Source organism: Polaromonas sp. DSP2-3-2b2 (genome assembly GCF_049895905.1).
Taxonomy (GTDB): domain Bacteria; phylum Pseudomonadota; class Gammaproteobacteria; order Burkholderiales; family Burkholderiaceae_C; genus Polaromonas.
Genome location: NZ_JAFCTH010000032.1, coordinates 1 through 24337, shown reverse-complemented (window position 1 = coordinate 24337; position 24337 = coordinate 1). Strand labels below are relative to the sequence as shown.

Below are 24337 nucleotides of genomic sequence, written 5' to 3'. Positions count from 1 at the left end.
ATCAAAGCCTTTATCATGCCCTGCTGGCCTTGCTCAGAAACAACCCGCTTTAATCGCCTCTGCTTCCTAAGCCCCTTATTTAATAGCAGTAGAGTTTCAAGTGAGCGGCTTGCGTGTCCGATTCAATCTTGCCAGCGTTGAAGTGTCATTTTGCCTGGCCGCCTGCCTCATCGACAGCACCAGCGGCCGGCCAGTACAACAATTGAAATATTCAGCATCACTGAAACGCCCCTTGTAACTTATTTTCAAGCTGTTCGCCATTGAATTTCAGTCTTCTGATTGGTCCGTTTGGGGGGTTGCAGCGTCAAAACTATCGAACTAACATTTTATTCATTAGATTTGGTTAATAGGCGCACTCTTTAAATGTCAATAGGCTGCGCCTTGAAACTGAACTTCACTTTATCAGGACGTTTTACATGGCAGTTTTAATGGTTCCCAGTTCGCTGCGCCGGTACACCAACCAGCAAAGCCGCGTCACCGTTTCGGTCAGTTCCATCGAGGAGGCGCTCAAGCGTTTTTCCGAAGACTCTTGCGAGCTTCGCAATCACCTGTTCAGCGGCCAAGCCTTGCGCAAGTTCATCGTGGTCTGCAAGAACGGCCAGGACATCCGGCTTCTCGACGGATTGCAGACTTCGGTCACCGATGCCGATGAAGTCCAGATCATTGCGAGCGTTGCGGGCGGATGAGCACGCAATTCCATCCTGACACGCTGCCCGAACTCACCAGCAGCGAGCTTCGGCGTTTTAGCCGCCAGATCATCATGCCCGAGTTCGGTATCGAAGGGCAGCGGCGCCTCAAGGCGGGCAGCGTGCTGCTGATCGGCTTGGGCGGCCTGGGCAGCCCGGCGTCGCTTTACCTGGCAGCGGCAGGCGTCGGGCGAATCGGCCTGGTGGATGCCGACGTGGTCGAAGAAACCAATCTTCAACGCCAGATCGTGCATGGCCAAGCCGTGCTCGGACGCCTGAAAAACGAAAGCGCCGAAGCGCGCATGCTTGACCTGAATCCCGACATGCAGATTGAACGCCACGACGTGCGGTTCGGCATCGACAACGCGCTGGCGCTGATTTCCCGATACGACGTGATCATTGACGGCTCGGACAATTTCCCGACCCGGTATCTGGTCAACGATGCCTGCGTGAAGCTCGGCAAGCCTGACGTCTATGGCGGCGTACTGCGCTTTGACGGCCAGCTCAGCGTCTTCGATGCGCGCACCGGCCCGTGCTACCGCTGCCTCTTTCCCGAGCCGCCGCCGCAGGAGTTCGCGCCCAATTGCGCAGAGGCGGGCGTGCTGGGCGTGCTGCCCGGCGTGATTGGATCGCTGCAGGCGACCGAGGCCATCAAGCTGTTGACCGGCATCGGCTCGCCGATGGTCGGGCGCATGCTGATCTATGACGGGCTGGACCTGAGCTTCAACACGGTACACATCGCCAAGGACCCCGACTGCCCGGTCTGCAGCCACGCGCCGCAAGACATCGCGCTCAGGGAAACCGTCATGGTCTGCGCCGCGCCGGTCGGCCGGTCCATCTCGTCCGGCGCGCTCCAGGCCAGGCTGCAGGCGCAGGACGAGCTGGTCATCGTCGATGTGCGCAATCCGGCCGAATGGCTGCCGGGCCGGATCCCGGGCGCCATGGGATGGCCCAAGCCGGAACTCGAACGCGCGCTCCAGGAGCCCGGCGCAACGCCGCTGCCCAAGGACCGCGACATCGTACTGGTCTGCCAGAGCGGCATGCGCAGCCACAGCGTCATCAGATCCCTGGTCGCGGCGGGCTATGACCCGCTGCGGCTGTACAACCTTGAACAGGGCATGGCGACATGGCCAGGGGATGTTCAGCTTGTCTGAGACGGTGGCCGCGTCCCTGCAGTCACCGCACGGGTGGCTGAGCCAGCGTTCACCAGCAGCGCAGCGGACGGCGGCCCGCGGCCGCAACAGATTTTTTAAAAGGATAGTTCTTCATGTCCATTGATGAAGCCTGCCCCATGGCCACCAGCGACGACCTGGTTCGCCAGATCGCCACCCTTGCCCCTTTCGGCACGCCCATCACCCCGGCCATTGCCGATCAGCTCCAGGCGCTTACCCAAGCCCTGATGGCGCTGGCCAGGGCCGAAGGAAAGCTCGAACAGAGCCCCATGACACTGGCCATGGAACGCACGGTGGACCTGCACCGCGAGGCCGCCGAAAAGCGGCTCGGGGGGCGGCGCGTGCTGGTCACCGGCGGCGCCGGCTGCGTCGGCTCGCACCTGATTCCCTTGCTCTTCGAGCTGGGTGCGACGGAAATCGCCATTGCGGACATTGCCGTGCAAACCGGCAGCATCGGCATGGGCGGCAGCGGCGAAGGCTTGCCCGCCGGCCAGCTGGCGGCTTACCAGGTTGATATCCGGGATGCAGCCGCGCTCGATGCCGTGTTCGCCCAGGTCAGGCCCCACATTGTTTTTCACCTGGCCAGCATCCGCGAGCCCGGACGGGCCGAGGCGGTGGTGCGCGAGGCGATTCAAACCAATGTGTTCGGCACGCGCAATGTGATCGACGCCTGTCTGCGCCATGGCGTGGAGGATGCGATTTATTCCTCCACCGGCAAATGTTTTGCCTATGTGTCCGATCACGTCTACACCGGCAGCAAAAAACTGGCCGAGGCGCAGTGGGCCGCCGCCGCGCGCCGCAGCCACTCGACGCGGTTTCGCTGCACGCGTTTCACCCATGTCATGGAAAACGGCGTGGTGACGCAGGACATTCTTGACGGCATTGCCAAAGGACTGGTCGGCCTGCACGGCCCGGACCGCTATTTCAACATCCAGAATCTGCGCCAGGCAGGCCACCTTCTGGTCAACGCCCTGGCGCTTGCAGACCAGACACCGGCCGATGGTTTCTGGGCTGCCGTCGATCTGGGCTGGCCCGTGAACACGCTGGAACTGGCACTTTTCCTGATCGAGCGCAGCGGCAAGCCGGTGGCCTTGCATTTCCTGGGCGTGCCCAAGGGCTATGACGAAGTGTTCTTCCGGGGCCAGTTCTGCTGGAGCGGTGAAACAACGTATCACCCGCTCGTCAATGCGCTCGAAGCGCCCGGCGGCTTTACCGACACCAGCGGCACCATGGTCGGCGCACGCATACAGCTGTTCAGCGAGGACGCGCTGGCCGTTGAGCTGGAGATGCTCAAAAAAGCGCTGGGCGACCCCACGCTTGACATGGCGGCGGTCAAGGCGGCGCTGGTCCAGGCGGTGTGCGGCCTGGCCCGGTCGATCTTTGCCGCGGCAGACCTGCCTCGCCTCATCGACGTGCTCTGGTGGGGCGCAGCGCCGGCCTGGGCCGGGACGTCAACCCCTGAGGCCATGCGCTTCGAGGTCGTCATCCGTCTGCTGACCGACACGGTGATCGCCAAGCTGCGCGAGGCCACCGGACCGATGTCGGTGGCCACCCGGCAAAAGCTGGAGGAAGTAAACCAGACCCTTTCACGAATTCCCAGCCTTGCGGCCCAATTCAGGAGCCTGGGGAGCTTGCTTGAAGGCTCGGGCGCAACGGCGTCGATGCAAGAGACCGTCGGTTAAACCTCCTGCGTGCCGGCTTTTGCCACGGAAAAACTCACAGCCAATCCCGCAAGCGATGGTAGGCCATGCCCAGCACCAGACTGGGCATGCGCAGCAACTTCCCGCCCGGAAACGGTGCGTGCTTCAAACGGTAAAACACATCAAAGCGTCCGGCCTGGCCGGCAATAGCTTCGGCCGCCAGCCGCCCGGCCAGTCCGCTTGCCGCCACGCCATGGCCGCTGAAACCCTGCAGGTAATAGACATTGCCGCCGATGCGGCCGAAATCCGGCGCCCGGTTCATGCTGATGTCAACAAAGCCGCCCCAGACAAAGTCCACCGCTGCGCCCTGCAGTGCCGGAAACACCGCCACCATGCGCTGGCGCATCGCCGCCTGCACGTTGCGCGGCGTGCGCGCCGAATAGCTGACCTGGCCGCCAAACAGCAGGCGGTGGTCGGCGCTGAAGCGGAAATAGTCGAGCACGAAGTTGTTGTCGCAGGCCGCCGCGTTGCCGGGAATCAGCCGGGCGCACAGGGTCGGGTCGAGCGGCGCAGTGGCGATCATGTAGGTGCCGACCGGCATGATGCGCGCGGCGATTTCCGGCGCGACCTTTGGGCCGTATTCGCCCAGCGTGCAATTGCCCGCCAGCACAGCGAAGGGTGCGCGCACCCTTCCCTGCGCGGTGCCGGCCTCGACCACCGGGCCGCACCTGATCGACGTGACGGCGGAGTTTTCAAAAATCCGCACGCCCAGCGCGCTTGCCGCCTTGGCCAGCCCCAGGCCGTATTTCAGCGGATGCACGTGGCCCGAAGTGGCTTCGAAAGCGGCAGCGCGGTAGCGCGGGCTGTCGATGAAGCGGCCGACATCCTTGCCGGTGACGAGTTCGCAATGGAAGCCGTAGTTTCGTTCCAGCGCCTCGGCTTCGGCGGCCAGCGCCCTGGCCTTGCGGGCTGAATCGGCCAAGGTGACATAACCTTTCACCCGGTCGCAGGCGATGCCGTGCCGGGCGATGCGATCGTCCATCAGGGCGATGGCTTCGAGCGACATGGCCCAGGCCTGGCGCGCTGCCGCCTGGCCCAGCTGCTGCTCGAAAGGCGCCTGGCCGCTGGCGTAACCCACAATCGCCTGCCCGCCGTTGCGCCCGGACGCGCCAGCGCACACCCGGCCGGCCTCCAGCACCACGACCCGCAAGCCGCGTTCGGCCAGTTCCAGCGCCGCCGACAAGCCGGCAAAACCCGCGCCAACCACCAGCACATCGGCCTGCACCGTGTCTTGCAGCGGCGGCAACGGCGGCCCGCGCTGCACGCTGGCTTCGTAATAGCTGTGGCGGCCCAGCCGGGCATCGGCTTCGATCAGCATCTGCATTCCCCTCCGGTAAACTGGATTGAAGATAACCCGCACAAGCCGCCCTGGCGCGGTCCGCTTCATTTTCATTTCCCTTGCAGACAAGACCGACTTGCTTGCCCCGCCCTGGAGCCTTCAACGTGCCGCACCGCCCCGCTTCCCCCTGGTCCGCCTATGCCTGCCTAGCGCTGAGCATGTCGCTGGTCGGCAGTTATGTTGCCCTGTCCAAGCCGCTGGTGGCGGCGCTGCCGGTGTTTTTGCTGGCCTGGCTGCGCTTTGGCATTGGCGGGCTGGCGATGGCGCACTGGTTGAAAAAGCCGGCCGGCGAGCTGCCCATGAGCCCGCAAACCCGCCGTCTGGTGTTCCTGGAGTCCTTCCTGGGCAATTTTCTGTTCTCGATCTGCATGCTGTATGGCGTAAGCCTGACCAGCGCGGTGGCCGCCGGCGTCATCATGGCGGCGATTCCGGCGACAGTGGCGCTGCTGAGCTGGGCTTTCCTGCGCGAGCGGATCAGCGGCCGGGTCTGGGCCGCCGTGGCCTGCGCGGTGCTCGGCATCGCCTTGGTATCGCTCTCAAAAAGTGAGCTGCCCGCGCATATGGGCACTGCGCAAGAGGCCGATTTGGCATTAAAAAACGCCTGGCTGGGCAATTTGCTGCTGGTGGGCGCGGTGCTGTGCGAGGCAGCTTATGCGGTGATCGGCAAGAAGCTGACCGGCGTGCTCAGCCCCAAGCGCATCACGGCGCTGATCAACCTGTGGGGCTTTGCGCTGGTCACGCCTTTCGGGCTGTGGGTGGCCTGGGGTTTCGACTTTGCCGCCGTCGCACCCAGTAGCTGGGGGCTGCTGGTGTTCTATTCGCTGGCGGCAAGCGTCTGGACGGTGTGGCTGTGGATGACCGGCTTGAAGACCGTTGCCGCCAACCAGGCCGGGGTGTTCACCGTGATGCTGCCGGTCAGCGCGGCGGCGGTGGGCGTGGGGGTGTTGGGTGAAAGCCTGAACGCAACGCAGGTCGGCGCCTTTGCGATTGCGCTGGTGGGCGTGGTGCTGGCGACACTGCCGCAGCGCGGCCAGCCCAGACCGGCACGGGCTGCGCCGCTGCGGTGAACAGCGGCCTGGCGGGCTTCAGGCGAACAGCGCTTTGAACTGCTCGCGCAAGACATTTTTCTGCACCTTGCCCATGGTGTTGCGCGGCAACTCGCTGACCACGAAGCATTGCTTGGGCACCTTGAAATTGGCCAGTTGCGACTTCATGCCGGCCACGATCTGCGCTGCATCGAGCGCGGCGCCGGGTTTGGCAATCACCACGGCCACGCCGACCTCGCCAAAGTCCGGATGCGGCACCCCGACCACGGCGCTCTCAAGAACGCCAGGCAGCTCGTTGATATAGCCTTCGATCTCGGCCGGATAGACGTTGTAGCCGCCGCTGATGATCAGGTCCTTGCTGCGTCCGACGATGGTGATGTAGCCGTCCTCGTCGATATTGCCGACGTCGCCGGTCCTGAAATAGCCGTCGGCGGTGAACTCCTCGGCCGTTTTCTCGGGCATGCGCCAGTAGCCCTGGAAGACATTCGGCCCCTTGACCTGAATATTGCCAATCTCGCCTACCGGCAGGCCCTGGCCTTCGTCGCCCGCGACGCGCAGGCTGACGCCCGGCAGCGCAAAGCCGACGGTGCCGCCGCGCCGCTCGCCACCCTGGCAAGGGTTGGACGTCAGCATGGCGGTTTCACTCATGCCGTAGCGCTCCAGGATGGTGTGGCCGGTGCGCGCCTGCCATTCGCGGAAGGTTTCGATCAAGAGCGGCGCCGACCCGGCGATGAACAGGCGCATGCGGCGGCAGGCATCAACCGTCAAGCCCGGCTCGGCCAGCAGCCGCACATACAGCGTCGGCACGCCCATGAACACGGTGGCTTCGGGCAGTTTTTCAATGACCTTTTTCGGATCAAACTTCGCCAGCCAGATCATCTTGCTGCCGTTGATCAGCGCACCGTGAATGGCGACGAACAGGCCGTGGACATGGAAAATCGGCAGCGCGTGGATCAGCACGTCGCCTTGTTTCCAGCCCCAGTAGTCCTTGAGTACCCGCGCATTGCTCAGTAAATTGCCGTGCGACAGCACCGCGCCCTTGCTGCGCCCCGTCGTGCCGCTGGTGTACAAGATCGCGGCCATGTCGTCAGCCTGCCTGGCGACGACTTCATGCCGGTCGCTGCAATGCGCGGCGCGCTCCAGCAGCGAACCGGTGCGGTCGTCGTCGAGGGTGAAGACATTCTGCGTGCCGGTCTTGAAAGCGATCTTGCTGACCCAGCCAAAATTGGCGCTGCTGCAGACCACCACCGATGGCTCGGCATTGCCTAGAAAATACTCGATCTCGGCGCTCTGGTAAGCGGTGTTCAAGGGCAAAAACACAAAGCCGGCGCGCAGGGTGGCCAGGTACAGCACCATAGCCTCGACCGATTTCTCAACCTGCACGGCAATCCGCGCGCCTTCGGGCAGGCTCAGGGACTGCAGCAAATTGGCCATCATGGCGCTGCCGTGCTCCAGGTCACGCCATGAATAAATCAAACCGCTGTCAGTTTCAATGGCGACTTCGTCCAGGTCGGCGGGAAAGGCCGACCGCAGCGCGGCAAACAGGTTGTGATGGGTCATGGGATTGGGGATGTCAAAAATGGGGAATGCAGCCATCTAGGCGCTGAACGCCGGCGGACGCTTTTCCATGAAGGCGATGATGCCTTCACGGTGTTCGCCAGAGGGCGCGTAGTCATACGCGGTCGCTATTATATTAATAGCTGCTTGCGCAGGCGGGACGTGCGCCAGAGCCCTGAATGATGCTTTATTCAGACGTGCGGCCTGCGGCGCCAGCTGCCCGATGCGCTGGAGGCGCTCTTGCACCGCAGCGTCCAGTGCATCCAGCGCCAGCACCTGGTTCAAAAAGCCGCGCTGCTTCATCTCGGCCGCGTCCAGCACTGCGGCTGATAGCAGCATTTCGCGCGCCGTCAGCTCGCCCACGGCGCGCGTCACCAGCGCCGCCTCGCGCGGCGCCATCGGAAAGCCGAGCTTCGCAATCGGCGCGCCGAAACGCGCGTTGCCGGCCGCCAGCCGCATGTCGCAGCAGCTGGCAATCTCGACGCCGGCGCCCATGCAGTTGCCCTCAATCCGCGCGACGATGGGCACGTCGCAGTCGAGCATCGTCTGCAGGCCACCCCAGACATCGTTTTCATGAAAGTCGCGCAGGCTGGCTTCCTTGAACCGGAAACCGGCGTATTCAGAAATATCGCCACCCGCGCAAAAGTGTCCGTTTTCACCCTGGACCAGCACGCAGCGCACGTCATGGCGCTGCTGGATCAGTTCAAACGCAGCGCACAGCTCGCGCCACATGATGCGCGACATGGCGTTGAACTTGCCCGGATGCGACAGCGTGACCGTGGCCAGAAAACCGGAAATATCAAGAAGAACAGCGCCGCTCATCGAATCAATTTCCTGCAAAAGTGTCAAGCATGGTGAAAGGCAGCATTCCCCAGCCAGCAGGGGCCGTGGAACCGGCTTCGCCGGGCCACGGGCGCAATGGCCCCCTCGGGGGGCAGCGCAGTACGCGAAGCGACAAGCGTGGGGGCCATACCCTTAGTCCAGTTTGGCGCCGGCGGCCTTGACGACGGCCGCCCAGCGCTTGACTTCGGCACTGACAAACGAACCGAACTGCGCCGGCGTCAGGTTACCAAACTCGGCGCCGTTGCTGGCCCAGATGGCTTTGAGCTCGTCGCTGGCGGCGGCCTTGCGCAGGTCTTCGACGATGCGCGCCTGCACCTCAAGCGGCGTGCCTTTGGGCGCCCACATGCCGTACCAGGTGGTGACGGTGTAGTCAGGAAGGCCGAGTTCGGCGGCGCAGGGCACATCGGGGAAAGCCGGGTTGCGCTTGGCGCCCGAGACCATCAGCGCCTTGATGCGACCGCCCTTGATATGCGCGGCCGACGAACCGAGGCCGTCAAACATCATGTCCACATTGCCCGAGATCAAATCCTGCAGCGCCGGCCCCGCACCCCGATAGGGAATGTGCGTGATGAAGGTCTGCGTCTGCTGCTTGAACAGCTCGCCGGCCAGGTGGTGCGATGTGCCGGCGCCGGCCGAGCCGTAGTTGTAGCGGCCCGGCTTGGCGCGAACCTGCGCCAGGAAAGCCTTGAAGTCGCCCGGAAGGTTCTTCGGGTTGACGACCAGCACCTGCGGCACATTGGCCATCAGCGCCAGCGGAACGAAGTCTTTTTCAATGTCGTAGTCGAGCCTGGGGTACATCGACGGCGCGATCGCATGGTGCACTGCGCCCATGAACAGCGTGTAGCCGTCGGGCTGCGCACGCGCCGCAATGCCGGCGCCCAGCGTGCCGCCCGCGCCGCCCCGGTTGTCGATGATGAGCTGCTTGCCGGTCAGCTTGGCGAACTGCGCCGACAGCGGCCGGGCAAAGGCGTCGGTGCCGCCGCCGGCCGGAAACGGCACGATGACGGTGACGGGCTTGGCCGGCCAGGCCGACTGGGCGTGGCTGCCGAGCGACCAGGTAGCCATGCCGGCTGCCGCCGCGCGCAGGATGGCGCGGCGGGTGCTGCTGCTCTCGAAATGAAATGTCATGCAAGTCTCCTTTTTATTTTTGGCTCGGGCTCGCTCAGGGCAAGTCGTCAAATATACAAATCCTGGATATCGGTGGCTACCGGGACTTTCCCCTGCGCCAGCATGGCCCGGTGCTTGTCCAGTCGCTTGAGGTCATACAGGTAATTCACCATCAGTCCGTAAGACTGCTTGATGCCCTTGGGTGACGGGTCGGCGGCCCAGTTCAGCCTCTCGACCCGGGCGCCATTGCCCAGGTGGAAGCGCGCCACCGCATCGAGCGGCTGGCCGTCCTTCAGCCCCTGGCCGAGGTAATGCGCGGCGCCTTGCAGCAGCAGCTGGCGCACCGGCGATTTGTCCGGCAGGGCCAGCGGATTTTCAATCGCCGCCAGGAAGCTGCCCGGCGCGGGCGCATCGCCCCCCAGGGCCTGGACCAGCGCCGCGCGTTCCTTGTCGGCCAGCCGCTCAAACAGCGCTGCGGCATTCTTGCCCAGCCAACTGCGCAAACCCGGGATCGGCGACAGCGTGGCAAACACCTTGAGCCTGGGAAATTCGTCCTTGAGCGTTTCCACCACCCGCTTAATCAGCGAGTCGCCAAAACTCACGCCGCGTAAGCCGGGCTGGGTGTTGCTGATCGAATAGAAAATCGCGGTCGTCGCCTTGCCCAGGTCAGCCACGGCCGCCTGTTCATCGAGCAGCGGCATGATGCCTTCGGCCATTTCATCGATTAGCGCGACCTCGACAAAAATCAAGGGCACGCCGGGCAGGCGCGGGTGAAAAAAGCCGTAGCAGCGGCGGTCGCTGTCCAGGCGGTTCTTGACATCGGACCAGCTCTTGATGTCATGCACCGCTTCGTACTGGATGAGTTTTTCAATCAGCGACGCCGGCGAATCCCAGCTGATCCGGCGCAGGTCCAGAAAACCCACGTCGAACCAGGTCGAGAACATGTACTCCATTTCCACATCCAGCGCCATCAGCCGCTTGTCGGCCTTGAGGAAAGGCAGCATTTCGGCGCGCAGCTCGACCAGAAACTGAACGCCCTGCGGGTACACGCTGAAGCGCTGGAGCAGGCGGCGGCGCGGCGACACGGTGGCGCGGCGGTAATGCACCTCGGCCACGGCTTCGTCGGGCGTGCCGACCGCAGCGGCAAACCGCGCCTGGGCCTCCCGGGTTTTTTGCGCGTCGGCGACAAACATCTCGCTCATCAGCAGCCACAGGTCGCGGCGCTGCGCCGGCGGGGCGCCAGCATGCCAGGCGGCCACGTCCATGGCGCGGCGCCCGCCTTCGATCTCGCTCACGCGCGGGTCGATGATGGCTTGGAGTTCCTCGAAGGCCCGGCGCAGCAGGCGCGGCGACAGCGCCTCGTCTTCCTGGCGCAGCGTGGCTTCCAGGCGCACTGGAATGGAACGGGCGGCCGGGCTGTCTTTTGATGCGGCATCTGCTCCTGATTTGCCAGCTGCCTGTGCCCGCGCTCCCTGCGCATCAGCGTCTTTTATCTTTGCAGGGGCGCCAGGCAGCAGCCGGTAGACGTTGCGGCCGATCCAGTTGCTGGTACTCATGGGGGAAACTCCTGGAAGTGATGGGATGCCGGCATTCCTTGCCGTTGCGGAAAAAGGTAAAAACGGATTTACTATGAAATAAATAGCGCCTGGTGCCCGTGCTACGTGCGCAAAGATCTGTTTGAGGCCCAAATCCAGAGCCAGACGCCGGCGCCGATCATCGGAATGCACAGCCACTGGCCCATGCTCATGCCCAGCGCCAGGATGCCCAGAAAATCATCGGGTTCGCGGAAAAACTCGGCGATGAATCGGAACACGCCATAGCCGACCAGGAAGGCGCCCGAGACCTGGCCCATCTTGCGTGGCTTGCGGGCATACAGCCACAGCAGCACGAACAGCAGCAGGCCCTCCATCAGAAACTGGTAAACCTGCGACGGATGGCGCGGCAGCATCGAGCCGCTGTGCCGAAACACCATGCCCCACGGCAAATCAGGCGCGCTGAAGCGGCCCCACAGCTCGCCATTGATGAAGTTGCCCACGCGTCCGGCGGCCAGACCGGTCGGCACGCACGGCGCGATGAAGTCCATCACCTGCAGCCACGGCCGCTGGCGCGAGCGCGCAAACCACAGCTGCGACGCCAGCACGCCCAGCATGCCGCCGTGAAAGCTCATGCCGCCCTGCCAGATGAAAAAGATCTCCAGCGGGTGGGTGGCGTAGTAGCCCGGTTTGTAGAACAGGCAGTAGCCCAGCCGCCCACCCACCACCACGCCCATCACGCCCAGGAACAAAATGTCCTCGATGTCCCGACGCGACCAGGCGCCCGGTCCGGTGATGGACGCATACGGCTCATGGCGCAGGCGCAGGCTGGCCAGGAGAAAAAACAGGCCAAAGGCGGCCAGGTACGTCAGGCCGTACCAGTGAATGGCCAGGGGGCCGAGTTGCAGCGCAACAGGATTGATTTCGGGATGGATGAGCATGGGGTGCCATTGTGCATGCAAGCCAGGCCACCGCCGGCGCCCGCCGGCCTCAAGCTTCAGGCGCCACGGTTGGCGTCGCACCAGCCTGCAATGCGAGTTGTTTGCCAACGGCCGACAGTATTTCCTCGACCTCGCTGACCCCGGCCGGCTTGACCAGATGGTAAGAAAAACCGGCATTCTTGGAGCGCTGCCGGTCTGATTCGCGTCCATAGCCCGTGACGGCGACCAGCACGGTGTTTTTCAGCGCGGGTTCCTGGCGCAGTTGCCTGGCGACCTCGTAACCCGTGAGCCCCGGCAGGCCAATGTCGAGCAGCACCACGTCGGGGCGCATGGCCAGGGCGGCTTGCACGGCGGTGGGGCCGTCATAGGCGACTTCCACCTCATGCCCGGACAGCCTGAGCAGCCTGGCCAGAAATTCCACCGCATCCACGCTGTCATCGACGGCCAGCACCCGGCAGCGCCTGACCGCAGGCTGGGCCAAGCTGGCCACAGGCGGCGGCAGGGGCAGCGGCGGCGCGGCAGCCTGCCTGACCGGCAGGCGCACGACAAATTCGCTGCCCTGCCCCAGGGTGCTGTGCGCCTCGACGGTGCCTGCGTGCAGTTCGACCAGTTGCCGGACCAGGCTCAAGCCGATGCCCATGCCGCCTTGCGAGCGGTCAATGGCGCGTTCGGCTTGCGTGAACAAATCAAATACATGGGGCAGCAGTTCGGCAGCGATGCCCATGCCGTTGTCGCGCACCTTGATCACCGCCACCGCCCCGCCGGCCGTTGCATCGCCTTCCTGCACGACGCTCAGCCACAGGTGGCCGCCCTCGTCGGTGTACTTGGCGGCGTTGTTAAGCAGGTTCACCAGCACCTGCTCCAGCCGGGTGGCGTCTGCATCGAGCCAGACCGGATGCGGCGGCAGCGACACCGTGAGCTGATGCCGTCGCCTGGCGATCAGCGGCTGGGCCGTTTCCAGCGCCCTTTCGACAATATCGGCCACGCGGACCGGCTCCTTGCGAAGCCGCATATTGCCGCTGGTGATACGGGAAACCTCCAGCAGGTCATCGATCAGGTGCTTCATCTGGCCCACCTGCCGCTTGATGACCTGGCAGGCTTGGCGGTACACCGGGTCCTGGTTTTCCTGCCGCCCCAGCAGTTCGACCGCGCTGGTCAGCGGCGCCAGCGGGTTGCGCAACTCGTGGCTGAGCATCGCCAGGAATTCGTCCTTGCGGCGGTGCAGCTCGGTCAGGGCCTGCGCCTGCTCCTGCGTCTGCCGCTCCAGGCGGCTGCGCTCGGTGATGTCGTAAAAGCAGTTGATGGCGCCAATGATCTCGCCCTGGTTGTTCTTGATCGGAACAATATTGCCGACAACAGCCTTTCGCAACCCGTCAGGTCTTTCAATGACCACTTCGACGTTATGCGCCGCTGTGATCTCACCCCTCAACACCTTGGCCATTCCGGTTTGCGCGTAGGAGCGCAAGCTGCCGTCAGGGTGACGGAATTTGAACGAGCCGCGAAACTGTTCGTCGGTTTCTCCTGGCTTTGGTTTGCGTCCCCATAAATCGATGGCGCGGCGGTTGAATTCCAGAATCGTTCCAGAACGGTCGCACGAGTGCATAGCGACCGGGCCCCAGTCGAACAAGGCGCGAAAACGCTGTTCGCTTTGGAGCAGGGTTTCCGCTGCCCTGCTGCGTTCAGTGATGTTGTTGAAGACGATGGCAACTTTTCGGCTTTCATCGCTGCCCAGCGGCGCGGCATAAATATCGAACTTGATGCCAAACGCTTTTTCATCGTGGGTGAACCGAATGGGTTGACCTGTCAGGGCCACCTTGCCGCAAGTTTCCAGCCACCCCGCTTGATGGTCCGGGGCGATTTCACGCAGGCGTTTTCCGGCAATGCCGTGCATTCCCGTCTGCACCAAAAAAGCAGGATTGACTTCCAGAAAGCGGCAATCCACCGCTTGCGCCTGGTCGTTGAACACGATGTCAATGATGCAGAAACCCTCATCCATCGAATTGAACAGCTTGCGGTAGCGTTCCTCGCTTTCTCGCAAGGCGTTTTCGGCCAGTTTTTGTTTAGTGCAGTCATCGTGCACGATGACGATCCGGACCGGCCCGGCGCTCTGGAATCGCGTGACCCGCATGACAAACCAGCGCTTCTCGGTCGGCGAGTCACAAGGGTATTCCATCTCGAAACGCGTGCGCCGTCCGGCGATGATGTCCTGGATGGCCAGCGCATAAGCCGGGGTGTCGCCACCCTGCAGCAAGGTCTGCCGGCAATGATCAAGGTAATTGACGCCGATTCCGATGCCGGACGCAACCACGCCCGGCGGCTGGTTGTCATCGGCAAAGCGTTGCCAGGCCTCGTTGATTTCCAGAATCGTTCCCGATTCATCCAGCACGGCGATGTGGCCCGACAAGGCATCGAGGGATGAGCGCAAAAACCGTTGCGATTCGCGCAGGGCTTTTTCAGCATGCTGGCGCTCGGTGATGTCGCGAACCAGAACGGCGATCGTTGCACTCTCCGGCCCGCCGATCCGGCAGGCATAGCCTTCCAGGCAGCGGTCCACCGCTTTCGACTGGTTGACAAAACGATGCGCCTCGCCCGTCAGAAGAACCTTGGTGAACATCTCGATGCCTTCGGCTGACTGACCCGGGGCGATCTCGCTGATCCGTTTTCCCGCCGCGCCGGAGATGCCGGTATGCCGCTCAAACGCCGGATTTGCTTCCAGACAGAGGTAATCAACCGGCTTCCGGCTTTCGTCAAAGATCAACGCGATGATGCAAAAGCCTTCGTCAATCGAATTGAACAAGCGGCCATAACGCTCCTCGCTCGCGTCCTGCGCCGTCTCGGCCCGGCATCGGCTCGCCCGCTCCCACCGCAGGCAGACCAGCAGCAGCAGCAGCGCGAAACCGCCCAGCGCGCTGGTCAGCAAAAGCGATTGACTCGACTTGCGATTATCAGACTGGCTTTTGATGACGCGGTCTTTCAAGAGTTGCGTCTCTTGCGCCTGCGCTTGGGCCACCAGCAGGCGAATCTGGTCCATGGTCGACTTGTTTGACCCCACCATGAGCGACTCGCTGGCAGCCTGCAATCCTTTAGCCTCGCGCAGCGCAATGAGTGCTTTCATCTCAGTAAATTTAGCTGCGGCAAGCGGTATGAGCGCGGCGAGACGCTGCTGCGCAGCAGGATTGTTTGCTGTCAGGCGGCGCACTTCCGCCAGCCGGACCGGGAAGGTTTTCAGGCTTTCATGGTATGGCGCCAGGTAGTCGGGGTTCCCTGTGATGATGAAGCCGCGCTGCCCGGTTTCCGCGTCCTTGAGGCTGGACAGCAGTTCACCGAGTTCCTGGATCACCACGCGGGTGTGCGCTTCCCAGCGTTCGGAATCGGTTGCGGCCTGCATGTTTTGACACGCCAGCCAGCCCACGCCCGCCAGGCAGCCGAGAACAACCACCAGCAGGGCTTCGACCAGGAGTCGTTTGTTGATGAAGGCCGGCAGTGCTTTACCGGGCAAGCTTGCGCAAATGCCCACACTGCCCGGGCCGCGCAAGGCCTTGTCTGTTTGCAGGCCCGGCATGGTCATGCCATTACCCTGTCCCGAAGAAAAGCATTCGTCATTGCATGAGGCCTTTCAAGGCAGCGGCGTAACCATGAAATATGGTTACAAATGTAACTTTAAAACCTGACAGCCCCCTACGTTACGCCTTTTCTCCTTCGAAGACCTTGCAAACGTCAGCTTCCGGCCAGCGACAGCAAGGCATGTTCCCATTTGGCCCAGCGAAACGCTGTCAGCCCGGTGCAAACGCCATGAAGCGCAGCAGCGCGGGACCGGCCAACCGCCGCACACTGTCAGGCGCCCACGCTCGGCCTGACCGTCGGCGCTGCGCGCCCCGGGCAGCAGCCGCTCGCTTGAGCGTCTTTCACATGCGCCAGAGGTCAATACCGCATGGAACAATGGATTGGAAAAAATCAGCCACATCCCACATACTTCGATTTTCTAGCGTCTGCCGGCCCGCTAGGCACGGGATAATCGCTCCTAACGTCACTCTTTTGAACACCTCAAGGCAAGCCCATGGAAACCAAAGTCATCCAGATCAACCGCCGTTCGGCCAACATCACCGAAGGCAAGTCGCGCGCCCCGAACCGCTCGATGTACTACGCCATGGGCTATGAAGCCGATGACTTCAAGAAGCCGATGATCGGCGTGGCCAACGGCCACAGCACCATCACGCCGTGCAACAGCGGCCTGCAAAAGCTGGCCGATGCGGCCATTGCCGCGATTGAAGAAGCCGGCGGCAATGCGCAGGTGTTCGGCACGCCGACCATTTCCGACGGCATGGCCATGGGCACCGAAGGCATGAAGTATTCGCTGGTCAGCCGCGAAGTCATTTCAGACTGCATCGAGACCTGCGTGCAGGGTCAGTGGATGGACGGCGTGCTGGTGGTCGGCGGCTGCGACAAGAACATGCCCGGCGGCCTGATGGGCATGCTGCGCGCCAACGTGCCGGCGATCTTTGTCTATGGCGGCACGATCCTGCCCGGCCATTACAAGGGCAAGGACCTCAACATCGTCAGCGTGTTCGAAGCCGTCGGCGAAAACGCCGCCGGCCGCATGAGCGACGAAGACCTGCTGCAGATCGAGCGCCGCGCCATTCCGGGCACCGGCAGCTGCGGCGGCATGTACACCGCCAACACCATGTCCAGCGCGTTCGAGGCGCTGGGCATCTCGCTGCCCTACTCCAGCACCATGGCCAATCCGCATGACGAAAAACTGAACTCGGCGAAGGAATCGGCCAAGGTGCTGATCGAGGCGGTGAAAAAGGACATCAAGCCGCGCGACATCGTCACCCGAGAATCCATTGAAAACGCCGTGGCCGTCATCATGGCCACCGGCGGCTCGACCAACGCGGTGCTGCATTTTCTGGCCATCGCCCATGCGGCCGGCGTCGAGTGGACGATTGACGACTTCGAACGCGTGCGCCAGAAAACCCCGGTGCTGTGCAACCTGAAACCATCGGGCGAGTACCTGGCGGTGGACCTGCACCAGGCTGGCGGCATTCCGCAGGTCATGAAGATGCTGCTGGTCGCCGGCCTGCTGCATGGCGACTGCATCACCATTTCGGGCCAGACCATTGCCGAAGTGCTGGCCGACGTGCCCGATGCGCCGCGTGCCGACCAGGACGTGATCCGCCCCATCGACAAGCCGATGTACGCCCAGGGCCACCTCGCCATCCTCAAAGGCAACCTCTCGCCCGAAGGCTGCGTTGCCAAGATCACCGGCTTGAAGAACCCGGTCATGACCGGTCCGGCCCGGGTGTTCGAGGATGAGCAGTCGGGCCTCAAGGCGATTCTGGACGGCAAGATCGTGGCTGGCGATGTGATGGTGCTGCGCTACCTCGGCCCCAAGGGCGGTCCCGGCATGCCGGAAATGCTGGCACCCACCGGCGCCTTGATTGGCGCCGGCCTGGGCGAAAGCGTCGGCCTGATCACCGACGGGCGCTTTTCCGGCGGCACCTGGGGCATGGTGGTTGGCCATGTTGCGCCTGAAGCGGCAGCTGGCGGGAACATCGCCTTCATCCGGGAAGGCGATTCGATCACCATCGATGCCAAGCAACTATTGCTGCAACTCAACATCAGCGATGCCGAACTTGAAAGCCGCAAGGTCGGCTGGACGGCACCGGCAGCGCGCTACACGCGCGGCGTGCAGGCCAAGTTCGCGTTCAACGCATCAAGCGCCAGCAAGGGTGCCGTGCTGGACGACTATTGATGCTTGAACGCTGAAATGCGCTGAAAAAAGCCCGTGAGTTACAAACTTCACGGGCTTTTTACTTTGGTCAAGGCCGCCGTATTCCAAGTGCCAAGCAATGGCTTCAAGGCCGTTTCCTGGACGTCAGGCCCATGGCCGCGCGCTGCCTGTCAATGCGTTTTTGCTTGCGATCATCCATTTTTTCAATTTCCTTGCGCTTGGTGTAGCCAGAGGCGTCAGCCCATGCCCACCAAACGACAGCCAGGGCAAACGGCGACAAAATCTGCCACCATCTCAAACCGGCCACCGGTTCGATTTCCAGGTATTTCAGGGCCAGGCCCAAAACACCAATCAATAACAAATACATGCTGAACTCCTGAAATCGGGCAGGCCACCTGCGGGTTCTGGCCATGGTTCATGGTCAACGCTCGCCCCTACAATCGCGTTAAATCACTGTAACCGAATCCATAACCATTTACGCATGAGGCAAGCCATGAAACTGAAACGCACTCTTTTGACAATTGCTTCCGTGGTAGCAACTTGGACAATCTGCGCTCCGGCCATGGCTGACCTGCAACTGGCAACGGCCAAAAACTGCATGGCTTGTCACGCCGTTGACAAAAAGCTGGTCGGACCTTCGTACAAGGAGGTGGCGGCCAAATATGCAGGTCAGGCAGACGCAGTGGCCAAACTGGAGGCCAAGGTCCTCAAGGGCGGGGCCGGTGTCTGGGGGCCCGTGCCCATGCCGGCCAATGCGCAGGTCACGCCAGCAGAGGCCAAGCGACTTGTCGCCTGGATCCTGGCACAAAAGTAACCTTGCGCAAGCGCTGAAGCACTCTGAATTCAGGGGAACAAGCAAAAAAAGCCCGTCAATCGACGGGCTTTTTCAATGGCTTTCGCGGCCTGTAAAAAGCTTACAGGTTCTGCGACAGCTGCTCCAAAATCGCCGGATTCTCAAGGGTCGAGGTGTCTTGCGTGACCGCTTCACCCTTGGCCACGCCGCGCAGCAGGCGGCGCATGATCTTGCCGCTGCGCGTCTTGGGCAGGTTGTCGCCAAAGCGAATGTCCTTGGGCTTGGCAATCGGGCCGATCTGCTTGCCGACCCAGTCGCGCAATTCCTTGGCAATCGCCTTGGCTTCGTCGCCCTCAGGACGTGAACGCTTGAGCACGACGAAGGCCACGATGGCCTCGCCGGTCAGGTCGTCGGGACGGCCGACCACGGCGGCTTCGGCCACCAGCGGATGGGCCACCAGCGCCGACTCGATTTCCATCGTGCCCATACGGTGGCCCGACACGTTCAACACGTCGTCGATGCGGCCGGTGATGCGGAAGTAGCCGTTGTCGATGTTGCGCACCGCGCCGTCGCCGGCCAGGTAGATCGTGCCGCCCAGTTCTTCAGGGAAATAGCTCTTCTTGAAACGCTCGGGGTCGTTCCAGATGGTGCGGATCATCGACGGCCAGGGGCGCTTGACGACCAGCAGGCCGCCCGAGCCGTTGGGCACGTCGTTGCCGGTTTCATCCACGATGGCGGCCATGATGCCGGGCAGCGGCAGGGTGCAACTGCCGGGAACCAGCGGCGTGGCGCCGGGCAGCGGCGTGATCATGTGGCCGCCGGTTTCGGTCTGCCAGAAGGTATCGACCACCGGGCAGCGCTCGCCGCCGATGTTTTTGTAGTACCACATCCAGGCTTCGGGGTTGATCGGCTCGCCGACCGAGCCCAGGATGCGCAGGCTGCTCAGGTCGGAACGGTCCGGATGCACCGCTGGCTCGGCATCGGCGGCCTTGATCAGCGAACGGATGGCGGTCGGTGCGGTGTAGAAGATCGTGACTTTGTGCTTTTCGATCATCTGCCAGAAGCGGCCGGCATTCGGGTAGGTCGGGATGCCTTCGAACACCACCTGCGTCGCGCCAGCGGCCAGCGGGCCGTAGGTGATGTAGGTGTGGCCGGTGATCCAGCCAATGTCGGCAGTGCACCAGAACACATCGGACGGCTGCAGGTCGAACGTCCAGTCCATCGTCAGCTTGGCCCACAGCAAATAACCGCCGGTGCTGTGCTGCACGCCCTTGGGCTTGCCGGTCGAGCCGGAGGTGTAAAGCACGAACAGCGGGTGCTCGGCGCCAACGAATTCAGGCTCGCACACCGGGTTGGCCTTGGCGGTGACTTCGTGCATCAGGCTGTCGCGGCCTTCGACCATGTTGCAGGCACTCAAGGTGCGCTGGTACACGATCACATTCTTGATCGACTCGCAGCCGCCCATGGCGATGCCTTCGTCCACGATGGCCTTGAGCGGCAGTTCCTTGCCGCCGCGCAACTGGTAATTGGCAGTGATGACGGCGACGGCGCCGGCGTCCTGGATGCGCTCTTGCAGGCTCTTGGCCGAGAAGCCGCCAAACACCACCGAATGAGTGGCGCCGATGCGGGCGCAGGCCTGCATGGCGACGATGCCTTCGACCGTCATCGGCATGTAGATGACGACGCGGTCGCCCTTTTGCACGCCCATTTCCTTCAGCGCGCTGGCGAACTGGCTGACTTTTGCGTGCAGTTCCTTGTAGGTGACGTTGGTGACCTTGCCGTCATCGCTTTCGAAAATGATGGCTTTCTTGTCTTCTGTCGGTGTGCCCAGGTGGCGGTCCAGACAGTTGTAGGAGGCATTCAACTCGCCATCGGCAAACCACTGGTAGAACGGGGCATTGGACTCATCCAGCACCTGGGTAAATGGCTTGTTCCAACTCAGGTTTTCACGCGCCAGCCGAGCCCAGAAGCCTTCGAAATCATTTTCGGCTTCAGCGCACAAGGCGTTGTAGCCCTCCATGCCGGAAATTCGGGCCGACCGCACGGTGGCAGCACTGGGTGGAAACACGCGGTTTTCAACCAATGTGGACTGGATGGAATTGTCAGGGGTGCTCATTAATCATGTCTCCTTGGGTCATTGAATCGAGCGTACTTTCGACCTTTGCACTTACAGGCCACTGACGGGCTTGCGCCTTAATCCATGTGATTCGGCCGGAGTCCGGCGCGCCATACAATTCCCAGCCCTAGTAACGGTTCGCCCCATGTCCCAACCCACTCCTCCAAAACTCACGCCGCTAAGACCCTTGCCCAGCCTGATCTTTGCCAGCCGCTGGCTGCAGGTGCCGCTTTATCTGGGGCTGATTGCGGCCCAGGGGGTTTATGTCTTTCACTTCCTGGTGGAGTTGCTGCACCTGATTGAAGCCGTGTTCGGCAGCCAGGCGGCATTGCAGTCGCTCATCACGAGCATCGGCTACAAGACCACCGTGCCTATCACCACGCTGAACGAAACCGTCATCATGCTGGTCGTGCTGGCGCTGATTGACGTGGTCATGATTTCCAACCTCTTGATCATGGTGATTGTGGGCGGTTATGAAACCTTTGTCAGCCGCATGGACTTGGAAGGCCACCCCGACCAGCCCGAATGGCTCAGCCATGTGAATGCGTCGGTGCTCAAGGTCAAGCTGGCCACGGCCATCATCGGCATCAGCTCGATCCATCTGCTTAAAACCTTCATCAACGCCGACAACTACACGGACCGGGTGCTGATCGCGCAGACGGTGATTCACATTGCCTTCCTGCTGTCGGCGATGGCCATCGCGTACACCGACAAGATCATGTCCGGCATCGCGGCGCAAAAACACTGACAAAAAAGGTCTTTTGCGCAAACAGGACTAGCGCTTTCAGCTATCTAAACAATAGCATGTAGCGTTTTTTATTCATATCATGTCCTGCGGCACTACCCAGGCGTCGAACTCCTCGGCCGTCACATAGCCCGAAGCCACGGCGGCTTCGCGCAGGCTGCAGCCTTCCTGGTGCGCCTTCTTGGCGATGAAGGCCGCCTTGTCGTAGCCGATGTGCGGGTTGAGCGCCGTCACCAGCATCAGCGAGCGGCCGACCAGCTCGGCGATGCGCTCGCGGTTGGGCTCAATGCCCACGGCGCAGTGGTCGTTGAAGCTCACCATGCCATCGGCCAGCAGCCGAACGCTTTGCAAAAAGTTGTAGGCCACCATCGGCCGGAACACATTGAGCTCGAAGTTGCCCGACGCGCCGCCAAAATTTATCGCCACGTCGTTGCCGAACACCTGCGCGGCCAGCATGGTCAGCGCCTCGCTTTGCGTCGGGTTGACCTTACCCGGCATGATCGACGAGCCCGGCTCATTCTCGGGGATGCTCAGCTCGCCGATGCCGCTGCGCGGGCCGCTGGCCAGCCAGCGCACGTCATTGGCGATTTTCATGAGGCTGGCGGCCAGCGTTTTCAAGGCGCCGTGCGCATGGACCAGTGCGTCGCAACTAGCCAGCGCCTCGAACTTGTTCGGCGCGGTGACGAAAGGCAAACCGGTCAGCCGCGCCAGCTCGGCCGCCGCCTGCTCCGCATAGCCCTTGGGCGCGTTCAGCCCGGTGCCTACCGCCGTTCCGCCCAGGGCGAGTTCATACAGATGCGGCAGCGCGGCCCGCACATGCGCCTCACCATGCGCCAGCTGCGCCACATAGCCCGAAAATTCCTGGCCCAGGCTCAAAGGCGTCGCGTCCTGTAGATGGGTGCGGCCGATCTTCACGATGCCGTCGAAATCGCTGGATTTTTGCGCCAGCGTAGCGCGCAGTTTTTCCAGTGCGGGAAGCAGTTTTTTAGTGATGGCGACGACCGCGGACACATGCATGGCCGTGGGAAACACGTCGTTCGACGACTGGCTGCGGTTCACGTCGTCATTCGGATGGACCAGCCTGGCATCGCCGCGCTCGCCGCCCAGCAGTTCGCTGGCCCGGTTCGCCAGCACTTCATTGACGTTCATGTTGGTCTGCGTGCCCGAGCCGGTCTGCCAGACGACCAGCGGGAACTCGTCCGGATGCTTTCCTGCAATGACCTCATCGGCAGCAGCCACGATGGCATCGGCTTTTTTAGTGTCCTGCAACCCCAGCGCCTGGTTGACCAAGGCCGACGAGCGCTTGATCTGCGCCAGCGCCCGGATCAGCTCGACCGGCTGGCGCTCGCCCGAAATGTCGAAGTTCTGCAAGGAGCGCTGGGTCTGCGCGCCCCATAGCCGGTCAGCGCGAACCTCGATCGGCCCGAAGGTATCGCGCTCAAGGCGGGTGGTGGCGGTTGTACTCATGGTGTAAGGCCTGACCTTTGACATCCTCCCCGCCCTACAGGACAAGGATTCCTGCTGCCAGACGCGCATGCCCGCGCGCGAGAATGTTCCTGGCGGCGTTCACATCGCGGTCATGCACCGCTCCGCAATCGCTGCAAGTCCATTCTCTTATTCCAAGGTCTGCCCTGCCTTTCGGACTGCTGTCGGGGATGACCCCGCAGCACGAGCAAGTCTGGGTTGTGTAACTCTCACTCACTTCTTCAAAGACAATACCGGCCTGATGGCTCTTGTATTCCAGCATCGTCTTGAACATTGACCATCCCGCATCCAGCGTGGACTTGGCCATCTTTGTTTTAATCAGCGCCTTGCCTGAAACATCACCGACGAATATCGCGGCGTTCTCAGCGACCAGTCGGGTGCTTAATTTGTGCATGGCGTCTTTGCGCACGTTGGCAATTTTGGCGTGTATCGCCCGTGCCCTGTTTTTTTTCCGGGCTCTCTGCGCTATCGCTAGCGCTGGTTCGTGCTTTCGGTAGGTGCGCGAAGCCAGCAAATGCCCATTGGAGCAAACCGCCGCCGTTTTCAGCCCCAGGTCGATGCCGACGCTGGCCGTGCCCGCGCTTGGACTTACTTCAGCCTCTACGGCCACGTTCAAATACCAGCGCCCGCGCGCATCCTGGCTGATGGAGCCTGCCCGCAACTCAAACTTGCTCAGCCCGTAGCTGTCCCACAGGCCCAGCACCAAGCCGCAGAACCGAATCTGGCCGTTGCGGCATAGCGCCCCGCCTTTTTTGAACGGTATCCAGCCCAGGGAGTATTTGGCGGACTTCGGGTTGCTGACGCGCCAGTTCAACCGGGCCTTCTTGAACTGCCTGCGCCGAGAGGCGTATTCCTCGCAGACAAGCTGCACGGTAGGACTGCCAACCTTGACACCTTCGCACTTGCTAAACCCGGCCGTGTACTTTTGCAAGTCGTGGGCGCTCAGCCACTTTCCGCGCTCGCGGATGGAGCGTGATGACAACTCGTTGCAGTAATTCCAGACCCGATTGACCTCACGCGCCATCGCCACAAATGCACTGGCGTACTTGTCCTTGATGCGCAGCTTGAGGGTCTTAATCGTGTTCACCGAAGAAATAATATTTGGTCTATGAACAAAACTCAAGAAATTTTCAAAGTCAGACATTGCGTGTTTTCAATTCACATGCATTTGATCTTTGCGATTAAGTATCGCTGTGATATTTTCTGGCAGGAGTACATGGCGGCCTTGGAGCGCCTGCTGCGCTCGGTGGGCGAAGACTTCGAGGCGCCCTCGTCGAGTTCAATAGAAACGCCGACCCCGTTCACCTGTTGATCCACTAGCTGCCGAAATCGAGCAGCAGGCCGGGACGGCCTGATCGCTTAGAGCGCGACCTTCTTCATGACCTTGTTATCCCACGTCTCCATAACAAATGTTGCAACTGTATGCGCGGCATTCACTGACAGACGTGCATGCCGGGGTTCGAGCTTTAAAGTGGACCCCGGATTTGAGACAGCGGTTTAAGCAGGACACTGTCGCAAGAAATGGGTAAATCATGAGTGAATCG

Annotated in this window: 18 protein-coding genes and 1 pseudogene; 7 read left to right on the top strand and 12 right to left on the bottom strand. The window is 62.2% G+C overall.

The genetic code is table 11. The features are described 5' to 3' along the window. The first annotated feature begins 416 nt into the window (after positions 1–416). The 3 genes from ACP7AD_RS17455 (at position 417) to ACP7AD_RS17445 (ending at position 3540) form a co-directional block, all read left to right on the top strand. Positions 417–686: a MoaD/ThiS family protein gene (locus ACP7AD_RS17455; protein WP_426149006.1), complete on the top strand. Its 270-nt coding sequence runs from the start codon at positions 417–419 to the stop codon at positions 684–686. After that, a complete protein-coding gene (gene moeB, locus ACP7AD_RS17450; protein WP_426149007.1) occupies positions 683–1840 on the top strand; it encodes a molybdopterin-synthase adenylyltransferase MoeB in 1158 nt (385 codons plus the stop codon). The genes ACP7AD_RS17455 and moeB overlap by 4 nt, the downstream gene beginning before the upstream one ends. 113 nt (positions 1841–1953) lie before the next feature. After that, positions 1954–3540, top strand: a complete 1587-nt coding sequence (locus ACP7AD_RS17445; RefSeq protein ID WP_426149008.1) for a polysaccharide biosynthesis protein — start codon at positions 1954–1956, stop codon at positions 3538–3540. 34 nt (positions 3541–3574) lie between these two features. Here the strand turns inward: ACP7AD_RS17445 and ACP7AD_RS17440 are convergent, their stop codons facing one another. After that, entirely contained in the window at positions 3575–4882 is a 1308-nt protein-coding gene (locus tag ACP7AD_RS17440; protein ID WP_426149009.1) for an NAD(P)/FAD-dependent oxidoreductase, read from the bottom strand. A gap of 119 nt (positions 4883–5001) precedes the next feature. Between ACP7AD_RS17440 and ACP7AD_RS17435 the strand changes: the two genes are divergently transcribed. Further along, the gene (locus tag ACP7AD_RS17435) at positions 5002–5964 is read left to right on the top strand and encodes a DMT family transporter (RefSeq protein WP_426149022.1); all 963 of its coding nucleotides are present in this window, start codon (positions 5002–5004) and stop codon (positions 5962–5964) included. An 18-nt stretch (positions 5965–5982) separates the two neighbouring features. Here ACP7AD_RS17435 and ACP7AD_RS17430 read toward each other — a convergent pair whose 3' ends face one another. The 6 genes from ACP7AD_RS17430 to ACP7AD_RS17405 form a co-directional block, all read right to left on the bottom strand. Then, complete coding sequence (locus ACP7AD_RS17430; RefSeq protein WP_426149010.1) at positions 5983–7503, bottom strand: malonate--CoA ligase; 1521 nt, start codon at positions 7501–7503, stop codon at positions 5983–5985. A gap of 36 nt (positions 7504–7539) precedes the next feature. Then, positions 7540–8322 carry an enoyl-CoA hydratase/isomerase family protein gene (locus tag ACP7AD_RS17425; RefSeq protein ID WP_426149011.1) on the bottom strand — a complete coding sequence of 261 codons (783 nt, stop codon included), beginning with the start codon at positions 8320–8322 and terminating at the stop codon, positions 7540–7542. A gap of 153 nt (positions 8323–8475) precedes the next feature. Further along, positions 8476–9471, bottom strand: coding sequence for a Bug family tripartite tricarboxylate transporter substrate binding protein (locus ACP7AD_RS17420; protein ID WP_426149012.1), 996 nt, complete (start codon positions 9469–9471; stop codon positions 8476–8478). Positions 9472–9518: 47 nt separating this feature from the next. Beyond that, positions 9519–11006: a malonyl-CoA decarboxylase gene (locus tag ACP7AD_RS17415; protein ID WP_426149013.1), complete on the bottom strand. Its 1488-nt coding sequence runs from the start codon at positions 11004–11006 to the stop codon at positions 9519–9521. Between the two features lie 101 nt (positions 11007–11107). After that, complete coding sequence (lgt, locus tag ACP7AD_RS17410; RefSeq protein ID WP_426149014.1) at positions 11108–11923, bottom strand: prolipoprotein diacylglyceryl transferase; 816 nt, start codon at positions 11921–11923, stop codon at positions 11108–11110. A gap of 49 nt (positions 11924–11972) precedes the next feature. Next, positions 11973–15485: a CHASE3 domain-containing protein gene (locus tag ACP7AD_RS17405; RefSeq protein WP_426166356.1), complete on the bottom strand. Its 3513-nt coding sequence runs from the start codon at positions 15483–15485 to the stop codon at positions 11973–11975. 495 nt (positions 15486–15980) lie between these two features. Here ACP7AD_RS17405 and ilvD point away from each other — a divergent pair, with 495 nt between their 5' ends. Continuing rightward, positions 15981–17675 (top strand): dihydroxy-acid dehydratase, encoded by a 1695-nt coding sequence (gene ilvD, locus ACP7AD_RS17400; protein WP_426149016.1) that lies wholly within the window; start codon positions 15981–15983, stop codon positions 17673–17675. Positions 17676–17778: 103 nt separating this feature from the next. Here ilvD and ACP7AD_RS17395 read toward each other — a convergent pair whose 3' ends face one another. Beyond that, a complete protein-coding gene (locus ACP7AD_RS17395) occupies positions 17779–18021 on the bottom strand; it encodes a TIGR04438 family Trp-rich protein (protein ID WP_426149017.1) in 243 nt (80 codons plus the stop codon). Between the two features lie 132 nt (positions 18022–18153). On the opposite strand from ACP7AD_RS17395, the gene ACP7AD_RS17390 reads away from it, so the two are divergent. Then, on the top strand, positions 18154–18468 hold the full coding sequence (locus ACP7AD_RS17390; protein ID WP_426149023.1) for a c-type cytochrome: 315 nt from the start codon (positions 18154–18156) through the stop codon (positions 18466–18468). A gap of 100 nt (positions 18469–18568) precedes the next feature. Here the strand turns inward: ACP7AD_RS17390 and acs are convergent, their stop codons facing one another. Further along, the gene (acs, locus tag ACP7AD_RS17385; protein ID WP_426149018.1) at positions 18569–20563 is read right to left on the bottom strand and encodes an acetate--CoA ligase; all 1995 of its coding nucleotides are present in this window, start codon (positions 20561–20563) and stop codon (positions 18569–18571) included. A gap of 145 nt (positions 20564–20708) precedes the next feature. On the opposite strand from acs, the gene ACP7AD_RS17380 reads away from it, so the two are divergent. Continuing rightward, positions 20709–21311 (top strand): YqhA family protein, encoded by a 603-nt coding sequence (locus ACP7AD_RS17380; protein ID WP_426149019.1) that lies wholly within the window; start codon positions 20709–20711, stop codon positions 21309–21311. Between the two features lie 72 nt (positions 21312–21383). Here ACP7AD_RS17380 and fumC read toward each other — a convergent pair whose 3' ends face one another. The 3 genes and pseudogenes from fumC to ACP7AD_RS17365 all read right to left on the bottom strand — a co-directional run. Beyond that, complete coding sequence (fumC, locus tag ACP7AD_RS17375) at positions 21384–22775, bottom strand: class II fumarate hydratase (protein ID WP_426149020.1); 1392 nt, start codon at positions 22773–22775, stop codon at positions 21384–21386. A 34-nt stretch (positions 22776–22809) separates the two neighbouring features. Beyond that, complete coding sequence (locus tag ACP7AD_RS17370) at positions 22810–23937, bottom strand: RNA-guided endonuclease InsQ/TnpB family protein (RefSeq protein WP_426149021.1); 1128 nt, start codon at positions 23935–23937, stop codon at positions 22810–22812. Positions 23938–24152: 215 nt separating this feature from the next. Further along, a pseudogene (locus ACP7AD_RS17365) lies at positions 24153–24260 on the bottom strand (abortive infection family protein); the annotation flags it as partial. Between the last annotated feature and the right edge of the window lie 77 nt (positions 24261–24337).